The organism is Sporolactobacillus shoreicorticis, assembly GCF_024125445.1.
GTDB classification, from domain to species: domain Bacteria; phylum Bacillota; class Bacilli; order Bacillales; family Sporolactobacillaceae; genus Sporolactobacillus; species Sporolactobacillus shoreicorticis.
Map to the genome: position 1 here is coordinate 59,685 of NZ_JAMXWM010000006.1, position 26,217 is coordinate 85,901.

At 44.9% G+C, this 26,217-nt stretch carries 22 protein-coding genes; 18 read left to right on the forward strand and 4 right to left on the reverse strand.

What is annotated here, in order from left to right:
* Nucleotide 1: 1 nt before the first annotated feature.
* From NIE88_RS06845 to NIE88_RS06875, 7 genes are all read left to right on the forward strand, one after another.
* Entirely contained in the window at nucleotides 2-511 is a 510-nt protein-coding gene (locus NIE88_RS06845) for a PTS sugar transporter subunit IIA (protein WP_253060582.1), read from the forward strand.
* Between the two features lie 554 nt (nucleotides 512-1,065).
* Complete coding sequence (locus NIE88_RS06850; protein ID WP_253060583.1) at nucleotides 1,066-1,797, forward strand: Crp/Fnr family transcriptional regulator; 732 nt, start codon at nucleotides 1,066-1,068, stop codon at nucleotides 1,795-1,797.
* Between the two features lie 42 nt (nucleotides 1,798-1,839).
* A complete protein-coding gene (locus tag NIE88_RS06855) occupies nucleotides 1,840-3,147 on the forward strand; it encodes an ABC transporter substrate-binding protein (RefSeq protein ID WP_253060584.1) in 1,308 nt (435 codons plus the stop codon).
* A 105-nt stretch (nucleotides 3,148-3,252) separates the two neighbouring features.
* The gene (locus NIE88_RS06860) at nucleotides 3,253-4,140 is read left to right on the forward strand and encodes a carbohydrate ABC transporter permease (protein WP_253060585.1); all 888 of its coding nucleotides are present in this window, start codon (nucleotides 3,253-3,255) and stop codon (nucleotides 4,138-4,140) included.
* Complete coding sequence (locus NIE88_RS06865; protein ID WP_253060586.1) at nucleotides 4,127-4,957, forward strand: carbohydrate ABC transporter permease; 831 nt, start codon at nucleotides 4,127-4,129, stop codon at nucleotides 4,955-4,957. Before NIE88_RS06860 ends, NIE88_RS06865 begins: the two co-directional genes overlap by 14 nt.
* Nucleotides 4,958-4,975: 18 nt before the next feature.
* Nucleotides 4,976-6,064: an ABC transporter ATP-binding protein gene (locus NIE88_RS06870; protein WP_253060587.1), complete on the forward strand. Its 1,089-nt coding sequence runs from the start codon at nucleotides 4,976-4,978 to the stop codon at nucleotides 6,062-6,064.
* A gap of 23 nt (nucleotides 6,065-6,087) precedes the next feature.
* A complete protein-coding gene (locus tag NIE88_RS06875) occupies nucleotides 6,088-6,924 on the forward strand; it encodes a metallophosphoesterase family protein (RefSeq protein ID WP_253060588.1) in 837 nt (278 codons plus the stop codon).
* 634 nt (nucleotides 6,925-7,558) lie between these two features.
* Here NIE88_RS06875 and NIE88_RS06880 read toward each other — a convergent pair.
* The 3 genes from NIE88_RS06880 to NIE88_RS06890 form a co-directional block, all read right to left on the reverse strand.
* Nucleotides 7,559-8,035, reverse strand: a complete 477-nt coding sequence (locus NIE88_RS06880) for an MGMT family protein (protein WP_253060589.1) — start codon at nucleotides 8,033-8,035, stop codon at nucleotides 7,559-7,561.
* 229 nt (nucleotides 8,036-8,264) lie between these two features.
* Complete coding sequence (locus NIE88_RS06885) at nucleotides 8,265-9,473, reverse strand: ABC transporter permease (RefSeq protein WP_253060590.1); 1,209 nt, start codon at nucleotides 9,471-9,473, stop codon at nucleotides 8,265-8,267.
* Nucleotides 9,470-10,195 carry an ABC transporter ATP-binding protein gene (locus tag NIE88_RS06890; RefSeq protein ID WP_253060591.1) on the reverse strand — a complete coding sequence of 242 codons (726 nt, stop codon included), beginning with the start codon at nucleotides 10,193-10,195 and terminating at the stop codon, nucleotides 9,470-9,472. Before NIE88_RS06890 ends, NIE88_RS06885 begins: the two co-directional genes overlap by 4 nt.
* A gap of 194 nt (nucleotides 10,196-10,389) precedes the next feature.
* On the opposite strand from NIE88_RS06890, the gene NIE88_RS06895 reads away from it, so the two are divergent.
* Nucleotides 10,390-11,034, forward strand: a complete 645-nt coding sequence (locus NIE88_RS06895) for a TetR/AcrR family transcriptional regulator (RefSeq protein WP_253060592.1) — start codon at nucleotides 10,390-10,392, stop codon at nucleotides 11,032-11,034.
* A gap of 136 nt (nucleotides 11,035-11,170) precedes the next feature.
* Here the strand turns inward: NIE88_RS06895 and pdxK are convergent, their stop codons facing one another.
* Nucleotides 11,171-12,010, reverse strand: coding sequence for a pyridoxine/pyridoxal/pyridoxamine kinase (pdxK, locus tag NIE88_RS06900; protein ID WP_253060593.1), 840 nt, complete (start codon nucleotides 12,008-12,010; stop codon nucleotides 11,171-11,173).
* 227 nt (nucleotides 12,011-12,237) lie between these two features.
* Here pdxK and NIE88_RS06905 point away from each other — a divergent pair, with 227 nt between their 5' ends.
* The 10 genes from NIE88_RS06905 to NIE88_RS06950 all read left to right on the forward strand — a co-directional run bounded on the left by NIE88_RS06905 (nucleotide 12,238) and on the right by NIE88_RS06950 (nucleotide 26,135).
* On the forward strand, nucleotides 12,238-14,025 hold the full coding sequence (locus tag NIE88_RS06905; protein WP_253060594.1) for a putative bifunctional diguanylate cyclase/phosphodiesterase: 1,788 nt from the start codon (nucleotides 12,238-12,240) through the stop codon (nucleotides 14,023-14,025).
* A 70-nt stretch (nucleotides 14,026-14,095) separates the two neighbouring features.
* On the forward strand, nucleotides 14,096-15,220 hold the full coding sequence (locus NIE88_RS06910; RefSeq protein ID WP_253060595.1) for a LysM peptidoglycan-binding domain-containing protein: 1,125 nt from the start codon (nucleotides 14,096-14,098) through the stop codon (nucleotides 15,218-15,220).
* 585 nt (nucleotides 15,221-15,805) lie between these two features.
* Nucleotides 15,806-16,765 carry a cytochrome aa3 quinol oxidase subunit II gene (qoxA, locus tag NIE88_RS06915; protein ID WP_253060596.1) on the forward strand — a complete coding sequence of 320 codons (960 nt, stop codon included), beginning with the start codon at nucleotides 15,806-15,808 and terminating at the stop codon, nucleotides 16,763-16,765.
* A gap of 16 nt (nucleotides 16,766-16,781) precedes the next feature.
* Nucleotides 16,782-18,725, forward strand: a complete 1,944-nt coding sequence (gene qoxB, locus NIE88_RS06920) for a cytochrome aa3 quinol oxidase subunit I (RefSeq protein WP_253060711.1) — start codon at nucleotides 16,782-16,784, stop codon at nucleotides 18,723-18,725.
* Complete coding sequence (gene qoxC / locus NIE88_RS06925) at nucleotides 18,725-19,354, forward strand: cytochrome aa3 quinol oxidase subunit III (RefSeq protein WP_253060597.1); 630 nt, start codon at nucleotides 18,725-18,727, stop codon at nucleotides 19,352-19,354. Before qoxB ends, qoxC begins: the two co-directional genes overlap by 1 nt.
* 2 nt (nucleotides 19,355-19,356) lie before the next feature.
* Complete coding sequence (qoxD, locus tag NIE88_RS06930; protein ID WP_253060598.1) at nucleotides 19,357-19,674, forward strand: cytochrome aa3 quinol oxidase subunit IV; 318 nt, start codon at nucleotides 19,357-19,359, stop codon at nucleotides 19,672-19,674.
* 389 nt (nucleotides 19,675-20,063) lie between these two features.
* Nucleotides 20,064-20,975, forward strand: a complete 912-nt coding sequence (gene pfkB, locus NIE88_RS06935; protein WP_253060599.1) for a 1-phosphofructokinase — start codon at nucleotides 20,064-20,066, stop codon at nucleotides 20,973-20,975.
* Between the two features lie 124 nt (nucleotides 20,976-21,099).
* Nucleotides 21,100-23,019, forward strand: a complete 1,920-nt coding sequence (locus tag NIE88_RS06940) for a PTS fructose transporter subunit IIABC (protein WP_253060600.1) — start codon at nucleotides 21,100-21,102, stop codon at nucleotides 23,017-23,019.
* A gap of 458 nt (nucleotides 23,020-23,477) precedes the next feature.
* Nucleotides 23,478-25,196, forward strand: coding sequence for a phosphoenolpyruvate--protein phosphotransferase (gene ptsP, locus NIE88_RS06945; RefSeq protein WP_253060601.1), 1,719 nt, complete (start codon nucleotides 23,478-23,480; stop codon nucleotides 25,194-25,196).
* Between the two features lie 540 nt (nucleotides 25,197-25,736).
* Complete coding sequence (locus tag NIE88_RS06950) at nucleotides 25,737-26,135, forward strand: VOC family protein (RefSeq protein ID WP_253060602.1); 399 nt, start codon at nucleotides 25,737-25,739, stop codon at nucleotides 26,133-26,135.
* Nucleotides 26,136-26,217: the final 82 nt, after the last annotated feature.

The following is a 26,217-nucleotide window of genomic DNA, read 5'->3' on the forward strand; positions in this document are numbered from 1 at the left end:
AATGGGCTTTTTAAAAAAATTGTTTCAAAAAAGCGAATTGAATGCGAATCAATCGGAACCAAGTGAGGCGGAAATTGCTGCATCCGGAGAATTTTATATGCCGCTGAAGGGTAAGGTTGTGCCCATAACAGAGGTTCCGGACCCAGTATTTTCTCAAAAAATGATGGGAGACGGTTTTGCGATTATTCCGGAAAATGATGTTGTCCGTTCTCCGATTGATGGTAAGATAACGAATATATTTCCTACGAAGCACGCGATCTCACTCAAGTCAGACAGCGGCAGAGAACTTTTAATACACGTTGGATTGGAAACGGTTTCTCTAAAAGGAGATGGCTTCCAGCCGCTTGCTGCGGACGGCTCGACCGTGAAGAAGGGTGACCGTTTGCTGCAGGTCGACTTCTCCAAAATTGCGGACAAGGTGCCTTCTACGATTACTTCTGTCGTGTTTACCAATTTGAATGACGGTGAACATGTCGTTGTCGAAAACGGCAGCGTGTCAATTCAATCTTAATGGAGGACCGAGCAGGTAAGAGAATCAGCTTTTAAAAGAGCTGGATCGATCAATTGAAAGTTTAAGAGCGTAGCGAAATTTTAAAGGAACAGTGGAAAATTCATGGATTACTTTTTCTCGTTTTCCTCGAAAACTTCTATTTACAAACCTTAAAAACCGGCTTTGCCAAATCTCTGGTGAAGGTATCGTCACCGTTGCACTTAGATTGATTTTTAATAATGTTTACAGCAAAAGGCCGAGCATCTGCTCGGCCTTTTGCTGTAAAAAAACAATGACGAATTCAAAATTTGTCATTACCAATATTTTCTTGATCAATCAAACTATTTACGATTACAGAATTTCATCAGATTGCTCTTCATTATGTTAAGGGAAAATATAAATTCAATTAATTGGCTTTTACATGCATTCGATACAATAAAGCTGTCAATCGTTTCAGTTGGTCTATTGTTTTTGCCAGACTGATTTATGTTAATGTTCTGTAAAATGTCGCCTGTCTGACAGAAGAGTCGGCGCGTGCCTGTTTATACTTACTACGAGGATGAGGAGAAGGTCAAATGCACATTTCATTTCTGAATGATGAACACACGGGTGACGTTTCTGAATCGCGAGGAAGCAAGCCGTACCGATCGGCATTCAGTTACGCAAGCAAGCATGGCGGTGATGGGAACAAAGGGTTGTATGATTTGTTTCGGTGTTACGGAACCCTGAAGACATTCAACAAACAAGCAATGATTTTCAGAAAGGGTGATCCTGCAAAGAATGTTTATTTGATCGAAAAGGGTCTTATAAAGATCTGTCAGATGACTTACAGCGGTCAGGATGTAACGTTCTTCATTCGCAGGTCGGGTGAATATTTCGGTATGGCAGAAATCATTCTACAGCAAAGTCACCCATGCTATGCGCAATGCTTATGTGAGAGCCGTATTTGGGTGCTTCAGTCGGACGTAATCAAAGAAAAAATAAAGACAGATTCTGCCATCACCTCCGCCTTGCTGGTCACGCTGACAGCCAGACTGATGCATGAAGAACAAATTGTTGAACAGCTTGTCTCGAAGTCAGTGTCGGCACGTGTTGCATGGCTGATTAATCAGCTCTACTTGCAGCAACCCCAACGCAGTAAATCAGATCCGATTATCCTTACACATCAGGAAATGTCTCATTTGGTCGGTTGCAGCAGACAGTCGCTTTCGGAAGTGCTCAATGAGTGGCGCTCTCGCGGGATCATCCGTTACGATCGGAAACAAATGCTTGTCCTCAAACCGAATGACTTGGCTCAGTATAGTTAATCAATTATTCTCGATTATTCGAGCTATAAAAGGAGTGTCATCATGATTCGTCGACTCAAAAGACTGGGTGTATCTTTTGTACTGCTGATCGGGATATTGGTCGTTTTATTGTCTGGATGCACATCGGGAAATCAATCAGGTTCTGGTGAAACGCACAAAACCGTTATTGAATATTGGCATGTGAACGCACAGACTCAAGGTGGACAGGCAGTCGATGAACTTGTTAAGGATTTTAATGCAAAGAGTAAAGATGTTAAGGTCGTAGCCAAATACAATCCCGACATGTATAAAGGACTGATGCAGAATCTTCAGGCTGAAAAAGCGGCTGGGAAGTCGCCGGCACTGGTTCAGGTTGGGTGGGCCTATCTTGACTATTTTTCCAATAATTTTTCTTATCTTGATCCCAATGATGCGATCGCAAAATTTGATCCTAAAAACAAATCGTTTTTAAAAGAAAATTTTCTGCCTAACGTTTTGCACCTTGCTCAGAATAAAAAGGGCCAGGTTGGTATTCCTTATTCGCTGAGCAGTCCGGTTCTGTATTTGAATAAGGATCTGTTAAAGAAAGCCGGATTAAATGAAAACGGTCCTTCGTCATGGCAGGAAGTCAGGCAATTCGCCGACACCATTAAGAAGAAAACCGGAAATTACGGATTGTATGTTCAGGAGCCTGCGGATACATGGGCTCAGCAAGCCCTAATGCTGAGCAATGGCGCTCAAATTATTACTAAAAAGGGCAAGGCGGTTTTTGCTTCGAAAGAAGGCATTGAGGCTTATCAGCTGTATCAGGATATGGTCGTTAAGGACAAGTCCGCCCTGCATCTTCCATGGGACCAGGGAGTAGATGCCTTTGTTAAAGGAAAAGTAGGCATGCTCTACACCACCATTGCACAGATGAGCAATGTGAAAGCGGGCGCTCAGTTCAAGGTTTCAACCATTCCTTCCCCACCTTTTGAAGGCAAGGAAGCCAAGGTTCCTGCCGGTGGTTCCTTTCTGGCGATTACGGCGCAGTCTGAGGATCAACAAAAAGCGGCATGGGAATTTGAGAAATATTTGTACAGCCGTCAGTCTATGGCCAAATGGACGGAGGCTACGGGTTATGTGCCGCCGCGCAAAGATGTTGCTCAGGCAAAGGATGGTTTAAAGGATTATATTGCCGAGAATCCGATGCTTAAAGCCGCTCTGGATCAGATGGATAAAGCAGTTCCATGGACCTCTTTTCCCGGTAACTCAGGACTTCAGGCCGAACAAATTATGATTGATTCAAGAGATAAAATTCTTGGTGGTTCGGGCTCCGTCTCGAAGACACTGAAAGACGCGCAGCAGCAGATCAATCAGCTGGAAAAATAATAGACCGAATCCGTCATCTGACGAAATGGGAAGGGCATTGGTTTTGCTTCATGAAAACAGTGCCCTTTCCCCACGTAAACAACAAGAAAAAGGAGGAATCGGCAAATGTCGGTGATTAGCAAAAAATGGATCTCTTATTTATTCATTTTGCCTTCTCTTGTAATTTTTGCTGTGTTTCTGATCTGGCCGGGTATTTACACTGTTTACCTGAGTTTTCTTGATTGGAATCTGATTTCGCCGACAAAGCGGTTTGTTGGTCTGCAGAATTATCTAAGTCTCTTTCAGGATCCGACTCTATACAAAATACTGATGAATACGTTTGTCTACATCGTGATTCTTTTGGTGATTAATTGTTTCATGCCGTATCTTCTGGCGTTTGTTCTTGAATTCGTGATTGTCCGAGGGAAAAAGCTGTATAAGAAAATACTTTTTCTGCCCAGTATCATCTCTCTTGTCGTTGGTTCCATGCTCTATGTGTGGATCTTGAATCCGGTTTCCGGCCCAATAGCAATTATTTTCAAGAAAATTGGTATTGATCTGCCCACGTGGAGCAGTACAAGCGGGCTTGTACTGGTTGTGCTGAGTCTGATTACCTCATGGAAAGTCTTTGGCTACAATTTTATTGTGCTCCTGGCAGGCGTTTCCAACATACCTTCGGGTGTCATCGAGGCAGCGAAGCTGGATAATATCCCGCTGCACCGTATTTTTTTTCAGATCGTTCTGCCGATGAGCAGCGCAACCGGTATTTATGTGCTGATTATGACCATTGTTCAGGGACTGCAATATATTTTTACACCGATTAACGTTGTGACTCAGGGCGGACCGAATTATGCCAGTTCCAATATGATTTACCATGCGTACCAGCAGGCTTTTGTCCTTTATAAGACGGGACAATCTGCGGCCCTGTCAACGCTCACTCTGCTTCTGTTTACTATTTTGCTGTTCCTTGAGTTCAGATTTGTCGAAAGGAAGGTTTACTATGCCGGAAAATAAAATGGAGTGGCGCAGGATTATATGGCATCTCGTTCTGATCGTCTTTGTCCTTGTTGCCTTGTTTCCAATTGTATTTGCCGTCTCTAATTCCTTTAAAGGCTTGTCGGAATCCTATAATAGTATTCTTCAGCTGATCCCGGCGCATCCGACCATTGAAAACTATAAAACGATTTTTACGTCACTGCCGCTGTATCAGATTATTATAAATACCTTCACGGTTGCAACGGTGGTGACACTGTTTAAACTGGTAACCAGTTATCTTGCCGCGTACGCCTTTTCTTTCTCACATTTTTTCGGCGATAAGCTTCTTTATTTTCTATTCATAGCGACCATTTTTGTCCCATTTACCGTCACGATGATTCCCAACTACCTGATTATTTCTAGAATCGGACTGCTGAATAATATTTACGGAGTGATTTTACCGCAGCTTTGTGATGCAACAGGGATTTTTCTTCTGACACAGACGATGCGGACGATTCCCAAGTCGTTAATTGAAGTGTCGCGATTAGACGGCGTGAAGACGGTCGGAATTTTGCGTGATATTGTTTTTCCGCTGACTCGTCCGGCCGTTATTTCTATCGGCATTATGTTTTTTATTAATTCCTGGAACGAATACGTATGGCCGACATTGATTTTAAAGGATCGTGCCAACTTTACACTGCCGCTGATTCTTCAAATGTTTATCAGCTCTGAAGGCGGAACAAATTTTCCCATTGCCATGGCGATTTCAATGGTGACGATGTTTATTCCTCTTGTACTCTATCTTTTTTTTCAAAAGTACATTTTGAATACGTTCAGCCAGTCCGGTATCAAATAAAAGGGAGGCATTGATGAAATGTCAGAAACCTGCATCCAGTTGAAATCAGTCAGCAAAATGTATGGGAACACAAAAGTTATTTCTGATTTGAATTTATCAGTAAAAAAAGGAGAACGCCTGATTTTACTTGGGCCTTCCGGATGCGGAAAATCGACGACACTGCGCATGATTGCCGGTCTGGAAACAGTTTCTTCGGGCGATTTGATGATTGACGGGCATCGGATGAACGATGTGCCGGCCGGAAAAAGGCATATTTCAATGGTTTTTCAGGATTATGCTCTGTATCCGCATATGACGATTGAAAAAAATATTGCTTACGGACTGATGGTCAACAAAGTTAATAAAGAGGAGGTTGCCCGACGTGTTGATCAAGTGCTCTCGATTCTTAATTTGAAAGGACTGGAAAGACGTTACCCACGCGATTTATCCGGCGGTCAGCGGCAGCGTGTCGCTTTGGCACGTTCCATTGCCAAACAGAGCACGATTTTTCTTCTTGACGAGCCGTTGTCTAATCTCGATGCGCAGATGAGAGTCAGTGCCCGCAATGAATTGCTGAAGATTCACGAAACGTATCACCAGACCTTCGTCTATGTGACGCATGACCAGATGGAGGCGATGACTCTTGGTCACCGTATTGCCTTAATGAGAGACGGTCAGCTGCAGATGCTTGCTACCCCCTATCAAATCTATCATCGTCCGGCGAACGTTTTTGTTGCAAAGTTTATCGGTACGCCTGCCACTAATATCGTGCATATACACTTAGATGGGGATCATTTTCATTTTCAAAATCATTCTTTAACTGCGGGCAAAGAATGGCTGCCATTAATTGCGGCAAATGGGTCGAATGAATTTCTGCTTGGTATCCGTCCTGAGCACATGCAGCTGTCGAAGATAAATAAGCCGGGTGCTCTGTCCGGAACTGTGAAGCGTGTTGAGGAATATGGCAGCCGGACAGGCGTTATTTTCAATTTTGAGGAAAGTGAAATGATCGCGATCAGCGATAGCCGCAATTGGCGGAATGGCGAACGGATTTATTTTACGTTTAATCAGAAAGCTATGTATCTCTTTGATAAGGATACGGAAAAAACAATTGGTTTTGTCGACTAAAGTAAAGAAAGGAACGATCTTCGATGATCGATACAAAAAGACTGATGTTTATTCACATGTCGGACATTCATCTGAGTCCTGTCTCCGGGAAAAATCTATTTAATATGGGTATTGATACATTGAAAAAGTGCAAGGCTGTTTTCAATGACGTTAGGAGGCGGGGGTTGAACCCGGATTTTTTCATGATCAGCGGTGATCTGATTCATGAAGGAACCGTCGAAGACTATCGCTGGCTGAAGCAGTTCTTAAAGCAAAAATCAGACGAATTTGCTGTACCTGTTTTTGTTTGTCTTGGCAACCATGACGAGCGCGAAGCATTCTGGATCGGGTATAAAGATGCGGGAGTATCCGATTTACGGCAAAGCTACTACTACAGTTTGATGATAAAGGGATTTCGGCTGATTGTGCTGGACAGTAAAAATGATGGCAGGGAGGAGGGGCTGATTAACGAAGAACAGCTGACTTGGCTGAGGAATGAGCTTCATGAACCTTCAGAAAGGGGATCAATTGTTATCCTTCACCATCCGCTTCTTTGCAGCCCACTTAGCTATATGAAATACAGTATTCTTCAAAACACAGATGAATTAATCAGTGCACTTGCAGGAAGCGATGCATGTGCTATACTCAGCGGGCACATTCATTTTAACGCCAATTATCAGATTGAAGGAATCATGAACGCGGTCATCTCTGCCGTGTCTTATGGTATAGATTGCTCAGATCCGGTTTTACATAAATTTATGGATGACAGCACGTACGGCGTTGTTGAGGCAATCGATCATGAAGTTCTGGTTGAGCAGTACAGCATGCCGTCGACCAAAACAATTAAATACGAATTGCCGATTGACCGGAAGTTGCTGTAGACAATGTGAGGAATGCCGGTTTGGTATGTTTAAAAAGACCGAGCAGCCGCTCAGTCTTTTTACCAAGTAAAGAAAGTTTCTCGTTTTACCTTGCTGATACGACGATCAATGTCACAAGATTCGGATAGGCGAGCAGGTTAAACGCCCAATCTGAGAAATAGACGGAAAAATTCCGTTTAAAATAGGAAATGAATAAAAAATTTGCCTAGGTAGACGGAGAAGTTCCGCTTATCGAATCGAAAAACGCGAGAATAGTGGATTTTGCGTTGCATAAGCGGAAAAATTACCCTTATGTACCTGCGAAACAAGCGCTATGATGCAAATAACCGGAAATTTTCCGTTTATTTTATAAAGGGCAACGTGAAAGCTACCCCATCCTGTGGAGTACAGGCTAGGGGATACCCCGCAGGCACTTGCTTTTTTGAGGAGGTTCCGGACTGCCCGCGGTCGCGCCTAATTTGATGCGCGCAACCGGAGCGCATTCAAAACCAGGCGCTTTTTGCCTGGTTTTTCTAAATAGCTTCAGTTAATCGGTGGCCGCGCGATAAAGACGACGGAGAAGAGCAGGAGGAGGAATTCGTCGAACCACCACGTAATCTTTTGCCTAATTTGCGAAATGTTCAGTTTTTTAAATCTAAGTCAAATAATGATTTTTCGTAGTTTTGAATGTAATGCCGAATTTTTTTCTACCTTTGTGAATGATTGTATGGCCTTCCGTTTCTAATTTTTTCTTTTGCGCTTCAATTCCACCAGGATATTTTGGATTCAATTCTCCATTTGCTTTTAATGTTCGCCAATATGGAGTTTTATCTTCTGAGCGTTGGTAACTGGCCCAGGCGGCAATACTGATAAAAATAGCGGCCGTAATCGGGTCGGTAAAATCAGCATCGTTTTTCTTAGAGAAGTATGCTCGAATTTCACCGGTTGTAAGCACTTTGCCAAAGGGAACACGTTTCATTAGCTCATCATAGGCCAGTGGCGGTGCGAAAAACATTTTTGCACCACCATATCTTTTGATTGTGCGTTCATCAGTCACGATTTGAATTTTTGGCATTCCTTTGTCGTTGTGCAGCAGCATGGCGTTAAAATCTTTTTTATCTTCGTCTGCCATTGAAATCGCCTCCTTTATTCACTTAAGTGTAAATAAGTCATTCATTCATTGCAATGAGAGTGTTTAAAGAAAAATGCGGAATTCCTGATTGGATTACATGAAACTTCATTCGCTTAATTGCCGTTGGCGATCCAGGAACCTCTCAACTTGCGATTAGCAGAGTTACTTTGTGTCTACTTTACGGATCAAAAAGACCGAGCAGCCGCTCGGTCTTTTAACATATCTGCAATTAATCGGCAATCGGCCGTGCACGGCGGATAACCAGTATGTTGATAACAATGAAGATGACGGAAAAGAGCAGGAGAATAAGTCCGTCGAGCCACCATCCGGAAAAGCCGGTGCCGCGAATCATGATGTTCCGCAAAGCTTCGGTTGAGTAGTGAATCGGCATCAGATTGCCAATCGCCTGCACCCAGCTGGGCAAGGTGTCGATCGGGAACAGTCCAGACAGAAAGACCTGTGGCACAATGACAAGCGGGATAAATTGGAACATCTGCAGCTCGTTTGATGCAAAGGTCGAAAGCAGGATGCTGAGCGACAAGGCACTGAAAGACAGGATGAACACGATAATCAGCACGTCCAGCAGATGTCCGATATTATATATCTTCAGTACATAGACAATATAACACGTGAGAATAAAGGACTGGACGATGACAAACAGGCCGAAACCGAACATATAGCCCCAGATAATCTGATAGCTCTTAATGGGGGAAGCCATCAGACGGTCCAGGGTTCCAGTTGTCCGCTCACGCAGGAAGGACACACCGCCGATCATGAAAATGAACAGGAATACAAAGATACCGACCATGGCGGGACCAAACGCGTCAAAAGTGTTGAGATCATCGTTTCCGTGCAGATAGGTGACATTCAGTTTCACTTTCTCCGCCGCTTTTGCTTGGTTCGGCTGCTCCGCTTTTGGTGCATTCTGCATGATCTGAGCGAGAGCCCCCGGCGCATAGTGCTGCATCGCTTCAGACATTTGCCGAATTATTTGCTGCTGCGTCTGAATACCTTTCTGCTGTGCTTTAATCACATCAGTGAACTGATTTTTCATCGATGTGATGCTCAATTGTTGCATTTTTTGCATCGACTTCTGAATCTTGTTCATAGCCAGACCGTTGCGCGACGGGTCGCTGCCTTCTAGATGAACCTTAATCGGATCTTTCAGATCAACATAGGCATCGATCTCCTTGTCGGCAAGGGATTGCCGTGCTTGAAGCGGACTCATCCGCGTATAATCAGATGCCTTAAAAGCAGACAGATAGTCGGAAGACTCATAATGAATAATGGCAAGATTCGGTTCGGAGGTTTTCGCCCCGAAAATATACCAGACAAGCGTCAGAATCAGAAGCGGCGCGATAATCAATAGAGCTAGGGTGCGCTTATCGCGGACAATCTGGCGAATGATGCGCCGCGCCATAGCAAGTAGATTTCTCATTTCTTTGCGCCCTCCTTTTCAATCGTGATAAAGATATCTTCTACAGAAGGAACGCCATAGTGTTCGGTTAATGCCTTCGGCGCACCTTCAGCAATAATTTTTCCCTCGCTGAGCAGCCCGACCCGGTCGCACTGCGCAACCTCATCCATGACATGAGTAGTCACGATAATGGTCGCGCCCTTTCCCTTTAAATAATGGAAAAGCGTCCACAGCTTGCGCCGGATCATCGGATCGAGGCCTACTGTCGGTTCGTCAAGCAAATAGAGACGCGGACGATGAACGAGAGCAGCTGCCAGTGAGAGCCGACGTTTCATTCCCCCAGAAAAATTGGATACATTTTTCTTCAAATCCTGATCTAACTCAACCGCTTTCGCTACTTCATCAATGCGCTGTCTCTTCTCCTTGCCGTGCATTCCTTGAATCGAGGCGAAAAATTCAAGGTTCTGATAGGCGCTTAATTCGTTATATAAAGCGTCGGACTGAGCCATATAGCCGAGCGAACGGAATGCGTTCAAGGTCGGGCGCTGTTCAAACAGTTCGACCCGGCCGCTGTCTGCTTTTTCAAGACCGAGAAGGATCCGGACAAGCGTCGTTTTTCCGGCACCGGACGGACCGATCAGGCCGTAAATTTCTCCTTCTTGAAGTGTGAGCGATACATCATCCAGCACGATTTGATTCTTGAACCGCTTGTGCAGATGTTCACCTTTGATCGGGTAGCTCACTGTCATCACATCCTTTATTTGTGCATGCTATTGAACACTGTGTTCATTAATTATGATAAAATGGGTAAGTGAAATGTTCAATAGTCAATGTTTAAGAAAATGGTCATTAATGAACAGATCAGATCAAAGCGTCGATTATCCGTATTCTTTTTTGATCATTGTCTCGAACGTCAATGAGTCCGGAGGGGATATACATGGCATCTGATGCAACAGATCTGCGCGTACTCAAAACACGTGCCGCCATTCAATCACATTTTCTCGGTCTGCTTTTGCAGAAGAATTTTAATGAAATCACGGTTAAAGATATCGCTTCAGCCGCAAAAATCGGTCGCGGCACTTTTTATCTTCATTATGAAGATAAATATAACTTGCTGGAAACCGTCGTCAAGGAAGGTTTAGCAGAGACTGTCGGTAAATTTCGTCCGCATGAATATTTTACAGATGACAAAGTAGTTCCCACACGAATTGTCGGCTTCGCATTGACCATTTTTCAGCACTTTAAGAAAAATGATCGGTTCTTTCGCGCGATGCTGTTTAACGAGGGAATTCCGATGTTTCGACATCGGATGCAGTCACTTTTTCTGGCGAAGTTTCGAAAAGAAATCCAACAAGTGCACCTGCCGCCGCAGAAAGCGGACCCCTTGATGCTGGAAATTCTGCCGATTTTTATTTCATCGGCGATGATTGGGCTGGTCAGCTGGTGGTTCGAAAATCAAATGCGGATATCGGATCGGGAAATGGCGGAAAGGATTTTTCTCATTGTAACGCGCGGGCCGCTCAAAGCATTGGGCCTTGGATTTCAAGATGAGCCGAATAAAAAATCGCCTCACGGAATGTGACGCGATTTTTTATTTGAATGCAGTGCGAGATTCTCAGGCAACCGCTGATCAGCGGAACGACGCATCCGGGAACCGTTCGCTTGCATGAAATAATTAGGTTGCGGGCGGTGCAGAATAGCTTGCGCTTAATTCTGCATTAATTTTTTACGGCTAATTCTTTTTTGTATGCACTATGATCCGTTGGGCCGGTGTATTCGTTAAGGCTGAACGAAGCGCGGATACCGGCAGTGACGAACGCCTTGGCTACTTTAACAGCGTCAAGTACCGACTGCCCCTTGGCCAGGCCCGCGGTTACGGCCGCCGCATAGGTGCAGCCTGCTCCATGAATGTTCGGTGTGTTGATGCGCTCATCGGCGATGATATGAAAGTCTCTGCCGTCATAAAGAACATCGATGGCCTGATCTGTATCGGGCAGTCTGCTCCCGCCTTTCACCAACGCGTTTTTTGCCCCCAGCGCAACGATTTTTTGTGCCGCTTCTTTCATTTGATCGACCGTTGTGATTCGTGGCATTCCGGTTAATCGTGCCGCTTCGTACAAATTCGGAGTGGTGACGAGCGCTTTTGGAATCAGCAATTTAAGTATCGCGGCCGTATTTTCCGGCTGCAACTCCGGCTGAATTTCTTCTTCAGCGCCTTTGCATACCATGACCGGGTCAATGACCACACGTGCTAAATGATTCTTTTCAATGGTGTCGGAGGCAATCTTGATAATTTCCGGTGAACCGAGCATACCGGTTTTCATTGCATCAACACCAATGCCGACGACAATCGTATCAAGCTGTCTCTTTAATAATTTCGTGTCCAGCGTGGTGACACTGTGCGACCAATGCTTGTACGGATCCATTGTTACGATGCAGGTCAGCGCGGTCATGCCGTAAACGCCGAGTTCCTGAAATGTTTTTAAGTCGGCCTGCATCCCCGCACCGCCGCTACTGTCTGATCCGGCAATGGTCATTGCTTTGTGAATTGTATCCATAAACCATCCTCCTCGTACCTATCTTTGTTTTTATTATAATAAGTAATCTTAAAAAAAACTATGTTCGATATTTGGCCATCGTTTCTTTTAAGCCGTTTGAGGAGAAATTTGTCGAAAAATTTTTTGTGATTATTCATTAAATCGATGGACAGGCGAGCCGATAAGAAAGATGTAGACTACTGTCACGAACAGAGGATTAATGGTTGGTGATGGAAGGCAGGTGCTTCATGTCCGGAGATCGTGAATGGATTATAAATTTTGCTGCCTTTCTGGCGATTATTCTTTCAATTGTTTCTCTGCTGATGTTTTTTCGTATTCAGAGATTGAGGATGAGAGAAGAAGGGGAGAAAATTATAAAGAAAATAACCGATGACCTGCCCGTCGGTGCGTTTATCATAAAAAATGGTGCGTTTATCTATGTGAACAGCCGTCTGTGTGAATTGACCGGTTACTCTGCTGAAACGTTGAAGCAGACCAAATGGCAGGATATCGTCTCATTGCAAAATTTTGAGGGGACGGCAGCCGTCATTAATGATTTGCGCGAAGGACGGATCGAGGCGATCGAAGAACGAATTGTTGCAGTACGTGGAGACGGAGCAAGAGTCTCCCTGATTGTCAAAGGCCAAAAAATTAGTGATATGCGTCATTCACACATCTGCGGAGGGACAGCGGATGTCGAGGAGAGCACTTATCTAAAGAGCGGTCACGGCAAAGAGGAAAATCTTATTGATCCGGTAACGGAACTCCCGGGCAGTGTCGCGCTTCGCAGACAGCTTGAACACGAAACGATTGAAAATCCAGCACTGTCGCTCGCGCTTGTGTTCGTTGATATTGACAGCATGAACAGAGTGAACGACACTATTGGAAGAGACGCCGGGGACAAGCTGCTTCAGGAAGCAGCGAAACGGCTGAGAGAATGTGAAGGGGAGCGCGTTTACCACTATCGAGGCGATGAATTCGCTATTTTATTCAAAAATCGAACGCGAGCCGATTTAAAAATGCATATGAAACGAATCATGAATTCGTTTACGGCACCGATTCAGATTCACGATACGCCTTGGTATGAAACGATCACAATGGGTGTGAGCTTTTTCCCGGAGGATGCCGACAGCGGGGGCAGGCTGATTGATTCTGCCATAGCAGCTATTCATTATGCGAAGAAAAACAGCCGCGGCAAATACGAATTTTATAATCCGGGAATAATCAACAGCTTGCGCAAACGGCTTGAGCTGGAAATGGATTTGCGTCATGCGGTCAAACGAAATGAATTTACGCTTTACTATCAGCCGCAAATCGATCTTAAGGCGGGAACAGTTGTTGGTTCCGAAGCGCTGATCCGCTGGATTCATCCGATTCGCGGTGTTATTTCTCCGGGCATATTCATTCCGCTTGCGGAGGAAATAGGACTCATTGAAGAAATTGGCGAATGGGTGTTGCGAACGGCCTGCAGGCAAACCAAGCAATGGAATGACCAGGGGCTTTTACTTAATGTATCCGTTAATTTATCACCAAAGCAGCTGTTCCAGGAAAGCTTGGTAGACTTGGTTCGGTCGTCTTTGACCGAATCGAGTCTGTCGGCGAAACGCCTGCAGCTTGAAATTACGGAGACAGCCGGTGCGGATCTGTTTGTAATGGCGCAGAAGCTGCAGGAACTGGAAGAGATTGGGGTCGGTATCAGTATTGATGATTTTGGAACAAGATACAACTCCTTGAATTATCTGAAACAATTACCATTGAGCCAGCTTAAAATTGATCAATCATTTATTCGAGGCAATCGTCATGATCATCAGGATGTCGCGCTTGTCCGAATGATTGTGGCGTTGGCAAATGAACTTAGCTTGCAAGTGGTTGCCGAAGGTGTCGAATCGGCGGAGCATGTTCAATTTCTGAAACAAACGAATTGTGCGCTTGCTCAAGGATATCTGTTCGCCAGACCGTTAACCGCGGAGCGATTCATTGAACAGATTGACCCGATTCAGCGGCAGCTCAGTGAAATGATTATGTCGGAGATTTGAGCGAAAGTTTGACTAGAACACATTATATTGAGCAGTGTTCAAGAACGAAGATAATTAGGAGGCGTTTTTCATGAAAAAAATGATTGTGCCTACCGCTTTAGTGAGCGGACTATTGCTTTCAGCAACCGGACAGCAGGCTATGGCTGCCTCAGGGCAGGATGTCGTAAATCAAGCGTTGAATTATCAAGGGAAATCATATCAATACGGGGCACCGGCTTTTTCTGAATCGGTGTTTGACTGTTCTTCGTTTACTCAGCTCATCTTTAAAAAGGCAATGAATGTTACATTGCCGAGGAATTCTGCGGCACAGGCTACGGTAGGAACAGAAGTGTCGAGAAGTCAATTGCAGCCGGGCGATCTGCTTTTCTTTGATACGTCTGGCGACGGTGGCATCCATCATGTCGGTATTTACGTAGGAAATGGACGGATGATCAGTTCGGAAGTCACTGTAGGTGTTCACGTCACAAATGTATTCAGCGGCGGAGGTTCACAGTCGTACTGGGAACCCAAATTCAAAACAGCACGTCGAATCGCGGAAAGTGCGACAAGCGTTTCGAACAATAGTCAAGCTGCCAGTGCAGCACCGTCATCAGCAGGGAACACTGCTGTTTCAAACTATACGGTGAAAAGCGGTGATAGTCTCTGGGCAATTGCAAATCGCAATGGTATGTCGGTAGCTAAACTGAAGTCTCTTAACGGGCTGAAATCAGATACCATCTATCCGGGACAGGTGTTGCAATTATCCGGGGGATCAGCTTCTGCTGTAACGGAAAATACGAAGTCTGCACGGTCGTCCGAATCAGCTGCGTCGAATCAACAGAGTTCACCAGCTTCCACCTACACGGTAAAAAGCGGCGACAGTCTCTGGGCAATTGCAACCAAGAACGGAATGTCGGTAAACGCGCTGAAATCTGCTAATGGATTAACATCGGATCTGATTTTTCCCGGACAGACGTTGAAATTTTCAGGGGCAGCGGCATCATCTTCTTCAACTGTGAAACAAACCTCGTATGCAACCGCATCGCAAAAATCATCGGCAAATGCGGATGACGACTATAAGGTGAAAAAGGGCGACAGCCTTTGGGAAATTGCAACACTTCACAGCATAACCGTGAATCAGTTGATGCGGGCAAACAATCTATCATCAATCGTGATTTATCCCGGGCAGCATTTGACGATTCCAAGCAACGTGTAACTCTGCTAATTAAATCGACAAGATAAGCTCGAGACGGATATATTATCTGTCTCGAGCTTTTTTACAAGATAAGAATTAAACAAAAGACTGTGACCAAACGCGCAGATGCGTGATACCTGCGAAAGTGCCAGCGGGGAAGATCTCGCAGGTACCGGCCTGTTCTCGGATCACCCACGGCAAGCGGCCGGCCGGAGTGTCGCTCAAGTCACATTTAAGGTAAGAAATTTTCGCTAATTTTACGCGTACGTCCTTCATGCAACGCGAAAGCCATCACGTCCTGTGAAAGAAGGAACGAGCGTTTTTTTTTGTGCGGTTTTTCTAAATGATGCAAACAGATTACCTCTTAGCAATCATAAGTGAAATTGCTTTAAATTAGGTGGGGATTTTTTTATAATGTGAATAAAAAGTGAACAATGTATGGCAAAAACAATAAAAATGGCTATTAAAAATAAAATGACGATAATTTGTAACAAATATAACTTCATATTTATTTTATTAAAGTTATAATTAAAAGTTTATGCTATAATATCAATGTTTCCTTTGTACGTAGATTGAAGAGAGAAAAAGAAAGGAGGAAGAGCAAAAGTGAAGAAATTAAAAACACACATAAAATCAATGCTTCTCTTGCTGGCGGCACCGATGCTGACCTTGCTCGCCGGGTGCTCGGATAAGATCGCTGTGCTGAATCCGCAGGGACCTGTAGCCAGATCACAATATCATTTGATTATCTGGTCGTTAATTATGATGAGCCTCGTTCTTGCCATTGTTCTTATACTATTTGTTTATGTGCTCGCACGGTATGGCCGTAAAAAGAGCAGCGGATACGATCCTGAAGATACGGGAAATAGGAAACTTGAAATAATCTGGATGATTGTTCCGGTGGTCATTTGTGTGCTGCTGGCGGTACCGACAGTGAAAACACTATTTTCATTGAGCAATCCTCCAAAGGCAACGGCAATGGAGTCCAAAACAGCGGGTAAAACGCTGACGATTGACGTTACCTCGGTTCAGTGGAAATGGCTGTTCCGCTATCCGGATCAGAAGATTGAGACTGTTAATTATGTTGTGATTCCGGCAGGTACGCCGGTTAAATTCCGTCTCCACGCCTATGACGCGATGAACGCGTTCTGGGTGCCGGAACTGGGCGGCCAGCAATATACGATGACCGATATGCCAATGAAGTTATGGCTTCAGGCAGATAAACCGGGCAACTATGACGGACGCAGCTCCAACTATTCTGGTAAGAGTTTTGCGCAGATGACCTTTAAGGTGATGGCACGTTCAGCCGCGGATTTTGACAGTTGGGTACAGGCTGTGAAGAGCAATAAACCGGTTCTGACCCATGAAAAGTATATGGAATTGCTTAAGCCGAATACGGTGAAATCACAAACGTTTTCTTCGTATCCGGAACTAGTTTCGAAGGATTTTAATAAGGCGCAGATGGAGGCGTTGATGAACGGCGAATCGGTCGAAACAGACAAAATGAACAATATGGATATGGATAACGAAAACAACGGGGAAGGGGGTCATGGCCACAATGATTGATTCCATTAAATCGTTTATGGGGTGGTTTTTTGTCACCGGAGATCCGATGATTTATGGTGCGGACGCCTCAATCGCTTTAGCTTCAATTGGTATTGTTGCTGTATTAACTTATTTTAAAAAGTGGAAATGGCTATGGGAAGAATGGCTGACCTCGGTTGATCATAAGAAAATTGGTATTATGTACATTATTGCGGCATTGCTGATGCTTTTCAGAGGCGGTGTTGATGCGTTGATGATGCGCACACAGCTGACTTTGCCTAATATGCATTTTCTTGATGCGGAACACTATAATCAAGTGTTCACAACACATGGCACCATTATGATTATCTTTGTTGCTATGCCATTTATTTTTGGGTTAATGAATATCGCTGTGCCGCTGCAAATCGGTGCACGCGATGTTGCTTATCCATTCTTAAATGCACTCAGCTTCTGGCTGTTCTTTGTCGGGGCGATGCTGTTTAATCTATCCTTCGTCATTGGCGGCTCACCGGATGCCGGATGGTCAAGCTATGCCCCATATGCCGGCGCGGAAATGAATCCCGGCGTTGGGCAAAATTATTACTTGCTCGGAGTTCAGATTTCCGGTATCGGATCATTAGCTACAGGAATCAACTTCCTTGTAACCATTTTAAAGATGCGTGCTCCGGGCATGACTCTGTTTAAAATGCCGATGTTTACGTGGTCCATATTGATTACCTCGGTTATTGTCGTTTTCGCCTTTCCGGCCTTTACGGTTGCGTTGGCATTAATGACCATTGACCGATTGTTTGGTGCACACTTTTTTACGATTGCTGCCGGTGGTTCTCCAATGCTTTGGGCCAATTTGTTCTGGTTTTGGGGACATCCGGAGGTTTATATTGTGCTGCTTCCGGTTTTTGGTATTTTCTCCGAGGTCATTGCCACATTCGCACATAAGACTTTGTTCGGCTATGCCGTCATGGTCTGGTCGATGGTGGCTATCTCCCTGCTCAGTTTTATCACTTGGCTGCACCACTTTTTCACCATGGGCAATACGGCTCCGGTCAATGCCTTTTTCTCAATATCCACAATGCTCATTGCGATACCAACCGGGGTGAAAATATTCAATTGGCTGTTTACCTTGAATAAAGGACGCATTCAATTCACGACACCAATGCTCTGGGCACTGGCATTTATTCCAAACTTTACAATCGGCGGTGTGACCGGCGTGATGCTGGCGATGGCTCCTGCCGACTATCAATATCATAACAGCTATTTCCTGGTCGCCCATTTTCACAGTACCTTGATTGCCGGGACCGTGTTCGGTATCTTTTGCGGCCTGCACTATTGGTGGCCGAAAATGTTCGGCTACTTGCTGGATGAAACAAAGGGTAAATGGTCGTTTTGGATTTTCATGATCTCCTTTAATATTTGTTTCATGCCGATGTATTTTCTTGGATTGATGGGTATGACCCGCCGTATGTATACGTATCCTGCGGGGCTCGGATGGACGCCGATCAACGTCGTGATGACAATCGGTGCCTTTGGCATGGGCGCGGGATTCATACTGATGGCTTACAATATTATTTGGAGTGCGATGCATGGGAAAAAGGATGCAACCGGCGATCCGTGGAACGGCCGCACATTGGAATGGGCAACAGCTTCACCGGCTGCGGAATATAATTTTGCGCGTATTCCCCACGTTTCAGAACGCGATCCGTTCATTGCGGCAAAGGAAGGGCGCAAATCAGGGAATGCGGCATCCGTTCAGCGCTATGCGCCGATCCATATGCCGAATAATACCGGTATTCCGGTCATCATGGCATTGCTGATGTTCGTAGCCGGATTCGGCTGTGTGTTTGAATGGTACTGGATGGCGATTCCGGGAGCAATCGGCGTTATTGCATGCATGATTGCGCGTTCTTTTGTTTACAACGATCATTACTATATCTCAGTTGAGGAAATTAAACGGACCGAATCTGCTACAGGGAGGTTATCCTAATGACAAATGCAACACTGAGTCTGCATGAGAAAGATCAAAGCAAAATGCCGCTTGAATACACGACAGAGGAGGGCGACCTCCGTATTTTCGGATTTTGGATCTTCCTTGCAGCCGAATTGGTTCTGTTCGGCACATTATTCGGTACCTATCTTGTCTTGCAGAGTCACACAGCCGGAGGTCCGACGGCAAAAGATTTGTTTGAGATCGGCCCGGTCATGGCTGAGACAATTATTCTTCTGATGAGCAGTTTTACGTGCGGATTAAGCACAATAGAACTTCGCCGCCATAACAAAAAAGGATTGATCGGCTGGATGAGTGTGACCATTCTGCTTGGACTCGTATTCATTGGACTTGAAGCCAACGAATTTTATACCTATGCTGTGCATGAAGGAGCGCCGCTTTCAAGAAGTGCGTTCCTTTCCGGGTTCTTTGTTCTGCTTGGTACGCACGGCGCTCATGTGTCGCTTGGCATTGTCTGGATTATCGGCATTTTACTGCAGCTCGGCAAACGCGGTATTACGCCGGTCACAGCACGTAAGGCATTTATGGCCGGCCTCTACTGGCACTTTCTTGATGTTGTCTGGATCTTTATTTTTACAGCTGTTTATCTGACAGGGTTGGTGATTTAAAAATGGATGAAAATCAAAAGCAAATGTCGGAGCGGATGGGGGCGGGGTTCCCTTGGAAGCAGGTGATTGGGCTGCTGCTTTCACTGGCACTTACTTTTCTTGCTTTATGGATTGCGGTTGGACTGTCACTTCCGGTACCTGTCACTTTAACAATTATTGTCGGATTAGCGATTTTTCAGGCATTCATTCAGCTGTTCCTATTTATGCATGTGACCGAAGGGACAGAGCCTGTTCATCAACTTATCGGCATTCTTTTCGGTATCTATGTTGCGTTTGCCATTGTTGGCGGAACATTATGGATATTGGCCTACGCACTGTAATAAAGGACTATGTTATGATTAAGGCGGAGCACTTGCTGCCCCGTCTTTTCTGCGCATAGAAAATAATTGGGGAAGTTCATAAATCAGTCAAAAAACGGCATTTGATGAACATTTATGAATTTATTTGATTGATAATGAACGTTTTTCACTTTATAATTAATTACTTGAGAGACCTTTCGGGTGTTTTTAATAGGACAGTCCGTAAAGATGCAAACGATTCCTTGGAGAACTGGGAAATCGCTGCCGGAATGGTATGGATCTGTGTCAAGCGGTAGACAATACAAAAGATTAACCGATCTTAGTAATGAATCCGCTCTCTATTTGAACGCTTGAAAGCTTATCTGCAATCAGTGATTATTATAAAAATTTTAATTAGGAGCTGATCATTCGTGATCTATACGTGCACACTGAATCCGGCGATTGATTATTTTCTGCAAGTGGACAATTTCAGGGCCGGTGAATTAAACCATGTTAAAGCCGACCGAAAAATGCCCGGCGGAAAGGGCATCAATGTCTCCAGAGTGTTGAAACATCTAGGACAAAACTCCAAATGTCTCGGTTTTATCGGCGGTTTTACCGGAGAATTTATTAAAGGAAAGCTTGCTGAGGAAGGAATTGAAGCTGATTTCGTTCCTGTTGACGGTGATACGCGAATCAATGTAAAGCTGAAGAGCGATACGGAAACAGAAATCAACGGAGTGGCACCGCAGATTACCGACGAACAGTTGAATGCCCTCTTTGCGAAACTGAAAAAACTGACTGCCGATGATATTCTTGTTCTTTCGGGAAGCGCTCCTGCTACTCTTCCTGTTACCATTTATAAAGATATGATGGATCACGTGAGCGTAAGCGGTGCTAAAGTTGTCGTGGATACGAGCGGCAAGGCGTTCCGTGAAATTGTCGAAGCGAAACCGTTCCTTGTAAAGCCGAATCATCATGAACTCGGCGAATACTTCGGGGTAACGATCGAGAACTTTGACGAGGTCAAAACCTATGGCAAGAAGCTTGTTGAAAAAGGGATTGACCATGTCATCATATCGATGGGCGGCAAGGGTGCGATCTACATAGACAAGGATCAATACCTCTATGCTCCGCCGGCTAAAGGTGAATTGAAAAATTCAGTTGGTGCCGGTGATTCTCTGGTTGGCGGCTTCTTATCTGAATATGCGGTCAGCGGTGATTTCAAAAAAGCGTTCCAAAAAGGTGCCGCATCCGGCAGTGCAACCGCATTTTCCGTTGATTTGTGTACAAAAGAAAAGGTAGAAGAACTACTGCCCCAAATCAAAATCAGCACGATTTAAGGACGGTTCTGTTCGTGGCTGAGAACGATGGGCTTAACTTTTTAATGAGGAAACGTGAGAACTCCGCCACTGTTAAATAACGACTGGACACCCCTTGGTGAATAAGAGAGGATGGGAAATCATAATGAAAGTGACGGACCTGTTAACGGCAGCAACCGTTAATCTGGACTTGAAGAGCACGACTAAAAAAGATGTGATGGATGAATTGGCAGCGACTTTGGATAAAGCCGGCAAACTGAATGATTTGGCCGAATACCGCGCAGCTCTGGACAAGCGTGAAGAACAAAGCACAACCGGAATTGGCGACGGAGTGGCAATTCCTCATTCAAAAACAGCGGCAGTCAAGGAGGCAGCGATTGCTTTCGGCCGTTCAAAAGAAGGGGTCGACTTCCAGTCCCTGGACGGTCAGCCGGCGCATCTGTTTTTCATGATTGCTGCAACCGATGGCGCCAACGCCACACACCTTGAAGCGTTGTCTACCTTATCGACTTTCTTAATCGATGCGGCTTTCCGTGAAAAACTGATGAATGCCGCAACTGCCGATGAGATTGTTGCTTTGTTTGACGAACAGGAATCAGAGAGTGAAAATGTGGCTGCCGAAGAGAAAAAAGCGGCAGAAAACAATACGGACGGATACGAAGTGCTGGCTGTAACCGGATGTCCAACCGGGATTGCGCATACCTATATGGCTGCCGACGCGCTGAAACAAAAGGCAAAAGAAATGGGCGTATCGATCAAAGTACAGACCAACGGTTCGACCGGAATTAAAAACAGACTCCAAGCGGATGAAATTGAAAAGGCAAAAGGAATTATCGTTGCCGCAAGTATCAACATTGATGTTGAACCGTTTAAGGGAAAACCGCTTGTTCAGGTACCAGTTACGGATGGGATTCGCCGTCCCGAAGAACTGATTAACGAAGTCATCGAAGGTAAAGCGCCGGTTTATCAGGGCGATGGCAGTGCACCGAAAGCAGCCGCCGAAGAAGAACCAAAAGGGAAAAAGATTAACATATATAAGAATCTGATGAATGGTGTCACGTACATGCTGCCGTTTGTGGTCGGCGGCGGTATTCTTATTGCTATTTCCTATCTTATTGCTTCACTTACCGGAGTTGAACTGAAACCGGTAGCCGGTGTTGTGGATGTTCATGATTTTCCGAGTCTGCTCAGCTTTATCGGAAACGGTAACGCGATGTATTTGATGATTCCGATTTTAGCCGGTTTTATTGCAATGAGTATCGCTGATCGTCCCGGACTCGCACCGGGTATGGTCGGCGGTCTGATGGCACTGACCAGCAACGCTGGATTTCTTGGCGGTCTGATCGCCGGATTTCTCGCAGGCTATGTGGTTGAACTGGTTAAATGGGCATTTCAGAAATGGCCGCAGTCACTTGACGGACTGAAACCGGTACTGATTTATCCGGTATTCGGTATCTTCATTACCGGTGCGCTGATGTTCCTGATCAATCAGCCGATCAGTGATTTTATGGAATGGATGACGCATCTTCTGAACAGCATGGGGACAGGAAATCTTGTCCTGCTCGGCCTGATTCTCGGTGGCATGATGGGTATCGATCTCGGCGGTCCGTTCAATAAAATAGCTTTTACGTTCGGCATTGCGATGATCAGTGCAGGGAACTTCTATCCGCAGGCTGCGGTAATGGCCGGCGGTATGGTTCCGCCACTCGGCATGGCGCTTGCGACAACGCTGTTTGCCCACAAGTTTAACCGCGCGCAGCGCGACTCCGGGAAAGTAGCCTATGTGCTCGGTGCGGCGTTTATTTCCGAAGGGGCTATTCCATTCGGTGCGGCAGATCCAATTCGAGTTATGGTATCGACAACGATCGGATCGGCACTTGCCGGCGGATTATCGTTGCTGTTCGGCATCGGCCTTCGTCCGCCGCATGGCGGAATCTTTGTGATACCGTTGGTCAGCAATGGGAATCCGTTCCTCTACGCATTTGCCATTATCATTGGAACGGTCGTTACCGCAATTATTTACGGCATTTGGAAGAAGCCGCTTAAAGAACAGGAAAATGCTTGATCGTTAATTGATCATCGACGTTGAAAAACCTGTGCTGTACCGTTTCTCGCCAGCGCAGTTCATGAACCGCAGCAACAGTTCGCCTGTTCACTGCGGTTTCGTGTAAATTAATTTATGAACAAATAGTAAAAAATTGATACAGTAAATTTTGACAAATAAAACACATTAATTGTACTCGCTTTCAATTTGAAAAGACTCTTGATATAATAATAGCTGTTACGTTTTCCTAACATTTAATTTATATGGGGAAATTAATGTACGGTTCGCCGTATTCATTAGTTTTTGCAGATGCATCCGGCGTACAATTGTATGTGTGGATGTCAGCATTAATCCCTGTTGCGCGTATTCGTTAATGAGAACGGTTCGATTTCAAATGGGCCCGTATTGCATTGCGATATGAATGAGCGATTCAATGAATTGCTGAACTTTTTATATCTGAAGGGTAGGGTGAACAAAAGATGTCAGAAAAGATTACCGGTATTGCTGCTTCCGCAGGTATTGCTATTGCTAAAACTTTTATTCTTAAAAATCCGGATTTGTCCTTTGAAAGAAGTACGATTACCGATAAAGAAGCAGAAAAGGAAAAGCTGAACAACGCTCTTGAAGTATCTAAAAAAGAATTGACGACGATCAAAGAAACTGCTGAAAGAGAGCTCGGAAAAGATAAGGCCGAAGTCTTTGCCGCGCACCTCATGTTTCTCAGCGATCCTGAATTTGTCGGTCAAGTTGTGTCAAAAATTGATGATGAAGGTCTGAGTGCCCAGGCTGCACTTGACGATGTATCGACCTTTTTCATTCAAATGTTTGAAAGCATGAAAGATAATGATTACATGAGAGAACGTGCGGCTGATGTTCGCGATGTGTCCAAGCGGTTGCTGGCGCATTTGCTGGGTGTTTCCTTTACTTCTCCGGCGAGCATAACTGAAGAAACGGTAATCGTTGCCGAAGATTTGACACCTTCAGATACTGCACAATTGAACCGCAAGTATGTTAAGGGTTTTGCGACCAACATTGGCGGTCGTACCTCGCACTCAGCGATCATGTCGCGTTCAATGGAAATTCCTGCTGTCGTCGGAACAAAAACCGTTATGGAGCAGGCTAAAGAAGGACAACTCGCTATTATTGACGGATTGAATGGTGAAGTCATTCTTGATCCAAGCGAAGAAGAAGTTAAAGAATATAAAGCCAAACAAGCTGCCTATAAAGAACAGCAAGAAGAATGGAAGAAACTCGTTCATGAAACAACAAAAACAAAGGACGACGCGCATGTTATTCTTGGTGCAAATATTGGTAATCCGGGCGATGTTGCTGGCGTATTGAACAACGGCGGCGAGGCAGTCGGGCTGTATCGTACCGAATTCCTGTACATGGGCCGCGACAAACTGCCGACAGAAGACGAGCAATTTGATGCATATAAAGAGGTTCTCGAAAAAATGGAGAACAAACCGGTCGTTATCCGCACACTCGATATCGGCGGCGATAAGAAGCTCTCCTACCTGCCGCTCCCTGAAGAAATGAACCCGTTCCTTGGCTTCCGTGCCATTCGTCTCTGTCTGGAACGTCAGGACATTTTCCGCACGCAGCTTCGCGCATTGCTTCGCGCAAGTGCTTATGGCAAGCTGCGGATCATGTTCCCGATGATTGCGACGATTGATGAATTCCGTCAGGCAAAAGCGATTCTCCTTGAAGAAAAAGAAAAGCTTGCTGCCGCAGGCACAAAGATTTCCGATGATCTTCAGGTTGGTATGATGATGGAAATCCCTGCTGCTGCCGTATCGGCAGATCGCTTTGCTAAAGAAGCTGATTTCTTCAGCATCGGCACGAATGACTTGATTCAATATACAATGGCTGCGGATCGAATGAATCAGCATGTATCTTATCTTTATCAGCCATGTAATCCGTCCATTCTGCGCCTTGTCAGCAAGATCATTGATGCGGCACATGCGGAAGGACATTGGGCAGGTATGTGCGGTGAAATGGCCGGCGACGCGACCGCGATTCCGCTCTTACTCGCGCTTGGTCTTGATGAATTCAGCATGAGTGCAACATCGATCCTGCCGGCAAGAAGCCAGCTGCTGAAATTATCCAAAGAAGACTTGGCAAAACACAAGGAAGCGTTCCTCAACCTTGATACGGCTGAAGAAGTGCTTGACTACGTCAAAACAAAAATGATCTGATCGCATAAAAAAAGAACCGGACAAGAACCTCAGAAATGAGGCTTTTGTCCGGTTTTTTGTTATACACTGGTATTAAGTAGCCCGGCAGAACGCCGCTTCCTGCGGCATACCGGACACCAGGCCTCCATGAACGTCGCGCCGACGGTTTGGCGAAGTCAACAGGTAAAAAAAGTTTATCTTTTACCTTGTTGAGGCGACGATAAGGTCATAAAATTCGGTCAGGTGATCAGGTAAGTGCTAAATCTAAGAAATAAACGGAAAAATTCCGCTTATTTTATTTGAAGCAACACGAAAGCCACCGCATCCTGCGGAAGTAAGAGCCGGGCGCTTTTTCCTGATTTTTTCTAAAAAGGGGAAATTGTAAAATGATGGGCAAGACATCTACGCGACGGAAGTAGCGGTTATCGATAGAGCCGTTCTATACAATTCGAGATTTCATGACCAAAATACTGCGTACTGCTCTATGATGAACTGAAAGAAAGAGAATGCTGCACAGTTGATGAAAATTGCGAAACAGCTATAAAAATGGGGGATTATAAAATGAAAATAAAGAAAACATATTTTCGCATGTACGTTAGCAATTTAGATGAGGTATTGCCATACTATGAGAAACTGCTTGGTATACATCCGGACTTACGGTTTAAATATCCAGAAATGCACCTAGAATTAGCTTCAATCGGTGATTTTCTATTTGTTGCAGGGAAATCTGAGGATTTGAAAACTTTCAATACAACCAAAGTGACGTTCATGGTTGACGCACTTGACGATTTTCTCATTTATTTTGAACAAAACAATTTTGAAATAATAAGAGAACCACGAATTGTACCAACCGGTAAAAATGTAACGGTCAGACACCCCGACGGTCTTATTGCGGAATATGTTGAACATCAACCTGACCAAGTAAAATCAGTCAATCTGACAAAAAACAAGTCAATCTAATTGTTCAATTTCGCACCCCGTCTTCTGTTGCGTCGTATCACTTATTACCATCCTTAGTAAATGATTTCTTTCGCAAAAAATG